The 4,394-nt window shown below is 44.7% G+C and carries 4 protein-coding genes and 1 rRNA gene; 1 reads left to right on the forward strand and 4 read right to left on the reverse strand.

The features are described 5' to 3' along the window. Positions 1-263 (reverse strand): CvpA family protein (locus MMY95_RS15110; RefSeq protein ID WP_241277787.1); only part of this gene is annotated, 263 nt, incomplete at its 3' end. 170 nt (positions 264-433) lie between these two features. Between MMY95_RS15110 and MMY95_RS15115 the strand changes: the two genes are divergently transcribed. After that, a complete protein-coding gene (locus MMY95_RS15115) occupies positions 434-1,342 on the forward strand; it encodes a zinc ABC transporter substrate-binding protein (protein ID WP_003643486.1) in 909 nt (302 codons plus the stop codon). A 219-nt stretch (positions 1,343-1,561) separates the two neighbouring features. On the opposite strand, the gene MMY95_RS15120 is transcribed toward MMY95_RS15115, so the two are convergent. The 3 genes from MMY95_RS15120 to rrf all read right to left on the reverse strand — a co-directional run bounded on the left by MMY95_RS15120 (position 1,562) and on the right by rrf (position 4,304). Then, entirely contained in the window at positions 1,562-2,977 is a 1,416-nt protein-coding gene (locus MMY95_RS15120) for an MFS transporter (RefSeq protein ID WP_070083628.1), read from the reverse strand. Between the two features lie 358 nt (positions 2,978-3,335). Then, entirely contained in the window at positions 3,336-3,596 is a 261-nt protein-coding gene (locus MMY95_RS15125) for a DUF2187 domain-containing protein (protein WP_003645462.1), read from the reverse strand. A gap of 591 nt (positions 3,597-4,187) precedes the next feature. Then, positions 4,188-4,304, reverse strand: a 5S ribosomal RNA gene (gene rrf / locus MMY95_RS15130). Positions 4,305-4,394 lie beyond the last annotated feature (90 nt).

Here is a 4,394-nt window from a genome sequence, read left to right on the forward strand (position 1 = left end):
CGAATCACTGACCACCCTAACGAAATTAACACGAAGAAAGCGACCAGGTTAATGATCAACGTTGCCGCCACTGAAGCTTCAATTAAATGTAAATTCGTCAATAGATTACTAATCATTGTCCCTAACGGCTGATAGAGTAGTCGTGCAAACAATAGGACGACGACCGTCCCAATCAGATGCAACATTTCAATCACAAATCCGCGGTGAAACCCGCGAAAAATTGCGCTTGCTAGTAAAATTAAAATCACAATCGTAAATATCATCTGCGTGCCCCGCCTTCCGCTTTTCAGGTACGCCTATTTTACCAGCTTTCGTCAGTCAGTGCAGTGTTTTCACCTAGTCTAAACCTTATCTTAAAGACTTGACGACGACCGTTTCTTTCGGTAAAGTTAACAGTAATGGTTACGATTTAAAGAGAATGGGGTTACAATACATGGTCAACCGACGGATATGGCTTTATTTGGCAATAATACTGGGACTCAGTGGCCTATTAGCAGGCTGTCAAAGTTCGAGCACCCCCAGTAAAACGACTAACGACAAAATTAATATCATGGCTAGTCTCGACTTTTATGGTCAAACGGCTAAGGCGGTGGCAGGAAAGTATGGTCAAGTGACCTCGATTATTGATCGACCGAGCGTTGACCCCCACGACTACGAGCCGACCGTCAACACGGCTAAGCAGGCTAGTAGCGCCCAATTAATCATTTACAACGGCCTCGGCTACGATGACTGGATGGAAAAGCTTACTGTCAACAAAGCCAAGGGCGCCCGGGTAATCACAGTGGGAACCGACGTGGCTCATAAAACTGACGGGGCCAACGAACACGTCTGGTACGATCCCACAACGATGCCCAAATTAGCAACTAAAATCGCAACAGAACTCAGCAAAATTCAGCCGCAGCACAAGCATTATTTTGAACAGCAGGCCCAAAAGTATCAGACCAACGCTAAGACCATAACCACTATGATCAAACAATTGAAACAGCATGCAAATAATCAGCGTGTCGCTGTCAGTGAGCCGGTCTTTGACTACTCATTGAAGGCAATCGGCTACCGAATCAGCAATACGCATTTCGCACATGCAATTGAAGAGGGTTCCGACCCATCACCTAAGGATATCCAGCAAATGCAACAAGATATCAAGCACCACCGGATTGCCTTTTTCGTTGAAAACACTCAGACCGATAGTAACTTGGTCACGAACATGGTCAAACTCGCCAGGAAATACGATGTGCCGGTACTGAAGGTCACCGAAACGTTACCGGCCAACCAGACGTATCAAAGCTGGATGCTCAGTCAATATCGTCAATTGGCAAAGATTCAAAAAGCAACAGCCAAGTAGAAGCGCCCCGGTTAGTTGGGCCAATTCCTGTGATTCAGTACGATCACAGTCGCGCCACGAAAAAAGGACCGCCATTCTTGTAATCAAGAATGGCGGTCCTTTTGGCCTAATTACGACTAACCGACCGATTGTGCAGGCACTAATGTCTAATTAGTGGCGTTCAAAGCATATCCCACTTAACTTCAGTCATTCTCGCCTGGTAGTCAGTCACCGTGATTATTAATGCGACTGCTTGCGCCCATCACGCAAAAGTAACGCAAGCACGAGGCCAACCAATTCAATGCCGAGCATCATCCAGAAGACCGTATGGTACCCTTGCAAGTTCGCACGCAACGTTGAGGCTCCCGCTTGTTTCTGAGCAAGCGTCACGTTGGATAAGACCAAGGTCGCCACGGCCACACCAGCTGAACCGAGAATTTGACGAACCGTCGTAATCACAGCGGTACCGTGTGAAATCAGTTCATCGGGTAATGAATTAGCCCCCAATGTGACGGCGGGCATCATGACAAAGGCATTCCCGCCTTCAATTAAGGCAGCCAGCAAAATCATGGTGAGCAGGTTCAACTCTGAATTGATCAGTACTAAGATCAGCCAACCAACAACGATCATACTCATACCAAGTAACATGATTTGTTTGTATCCAATCTTCTCTGCTAGTTTCCCAGTAAGCGGGTTCAAAATACTTAGAAGCACCGCACCAGGCACCAGTGACATGCCTGAAACGAATGGCGACACCTTCAAGACACCCTGGTAATAGAGTGGGAAGATGATTGTTATGACAATCAGCGCCACGTACGAGATTGCTGTTAGGAAAATGGCTAAGTCATAATTAAATGTTTTTAAGACCCGTAGTTCCAATAACGGCGTCTCCAAGTGAAATTGGCGATAAGTAAAGTAAGCCACCGCTAGTACTGAAACCGCTAATAACAGCCAACCGAACGTCCAGTTCACATTGGGTTTACCAATCTCATTCACGACGTATAAAATCCCAGCAAAGCCCAGTAACGTCACGATTGAGAGCAAATCCAGCTTTGAAGGCTTATTGACCATCACGTCCTTGATCGTTGTGAAACTAATTAGGATCAACAAAGTTGCCACCGTGATGAAGACGGCAAACAATCCGTGCCAATCGGTAAACTTCAAAACCACACCGGAAATAATCGGGCCAGATGCTAATGCTGATCCCATGACCAACCCGGCGACACCCATCGTACTACCCCGTTTTTCCTCGGGCGTAATCGTCAGTAAAATGGATTGATACGAGGGAAACAGCACGCCAACTGCCGCCGCTTTAATTAGGCGACCGACCATCATCACACCAAAACTGGGTGCGAAATAAATAATGATTGAACCAATATCGAAAAGCACCAAAACGGCTAAGAATAATTTCTTAAACCCAATATTATTCAACAACCACGGACTGATTGGCATCATGACGACCATTGTCAACATAAAGCCGGTCGTTAACCATTGCACGGTTGAGGCCGAGATGCCAAAGTCGCGCATAAATGTTGGGTAGACCGTCGACAAGGAAGACTGACTGATCGACATGGTCCAAGTCCCAAGCAACAGCGTAAAAATGAACCAGAAGCGTCGACGCCCCGTCAACGTTACATTTTGATTAGCTGTCTGCATTCAAAACTCCTCCTTACTTTAGAACAGTTATCAACTACTAATATCCATTGTACCATTGAAACCAATGATGTACAGGCTAAAAGTCAGATTGCCAACAAAAAAGTTTGCTACACCGAATAAAGAGACGTGCACAATTAGCTTGTAACAACACCCGCGTGAATGATTGTTAAATATCCAATCTGTTAAAGCTCTAACGGACAGATTCATTAAGTCAGTTGGCCTCTAATCATCATAAAATCAGTCCCAACCAGGGCACTCCATCACACCGAAAAGCTTTGCAGCCAAACTAAAAATGGGTTGTTCAAGAATCAAATTCTTGAACAACCCATTACCTACATGTTGCATCGATATTCTTAATTTATTCAGCTAACATGGCCGCACTAACTGCCTGTAGCTGCTTCGCTTCACCAGCAGTCGGTTTAGCGGGTTTCATCTTCTTTAAGGCGATCACTGCCCGATATTGAAGTTCTGCCACATTAATATCATCCCGCAAATCATAATGAGTAATTGTGACGAAGGCGGAGTTCTCGTAAATTTTTTCAACTTTAGCATAAAAATCATAATCGGTATTGCCGTTCTTTTGACATTTAACCCGATCCCCCACAGAAATCTGAGCCATAACTATCACTCCACTTCATAAAATATGATAATAACATAGCACGTAACTGCTAGAATAACAATTATTGCTCCCGAATTTACATGATTTTTACATGGTTATGACGGATACTGTCCAAATTAAATGACATTAGGCCCACGAGATCGTATTAGCGGTTAGTAATGGCCAAGTTCGTAAACCAATACCTAGTACCTTAGACTGAGCTGAATCACCTTATCGATTGATAACTAGCATTCGATTTTTCTAACCAACCAAACGTACGCCATTTACGCCTGACTCTCAAAATCCGAGCGCTACTGTCTCTCGTTTTGACAACTCCCCCATCACTGCCAGCTACCCCAAATATGAGCATTGAGCGCAATCGCTAACGATTCAACTCAACGGAAACTTATTCAGTATAATGAGTGTGATTGCAACCAATAAGTAGATCGTGCCGGTGATTAATAGTATGGGTTGAATTCCAAATGCGCTGATGAGTACCGGGATTCCTAATAATCCGACCCGCCGTTTGAATTTCAAAATTTAGTCTTAGTTCGCCCAGTAGGCTAATTTTTGGCAACAAAAAAAGGAATCGAATTAACGATTCCTTAGGTTGCATGGCAACGTCCTACCCTCGCAGGGAGCGATCCCCCAACTACTCTCGGCGCTAAGAAGCTTAACTTCTGTGTTCGACATGGGAACAGGTGTATCCTTCTCGCCATCGTCACCACACTATTGAGAAACTTGTGCTCTCAAAACTAGCTAATATCAAATATCTTCATATGAACCGGAACACCAATTACTTGGTTAAGTCCTCGACCG

The sequence above is a fragment of the Lactiplantibacillus sp. ME-2 genome (genome assembly GCF_022549155.1).
Classification (GTDB): domain Bacteria; phylum Bacillota; class Bacilli; order Lactobacillales; family Lactobacillaceae; genus Lactiplantibacillus; species Lactiplantibacillus plantarum.

Coding starts and splice junctions, on each gene's coding strand:
- MMY95_RS15115 (WP_003643486.1), top strand. CDS start 434: ATGGTCAACCGACGGATATGGCTTTATTTGGCAATAATACTGGGACTC.
- MMY95_RS15120 (WP_070083628.1), bottom strand. CDS start 2,977: ATGCAGACAGCTAATCAAAATGTAACGTTGACGGGGCGTCGACGCTTC.
- MMY95_RS15125 (WP_003645462.1), bottom strand. CDS start 3,596: ATGGCTCAGATTTCTGTGGGGGATCGGGTTAAATGTCAAAAGAACGGC.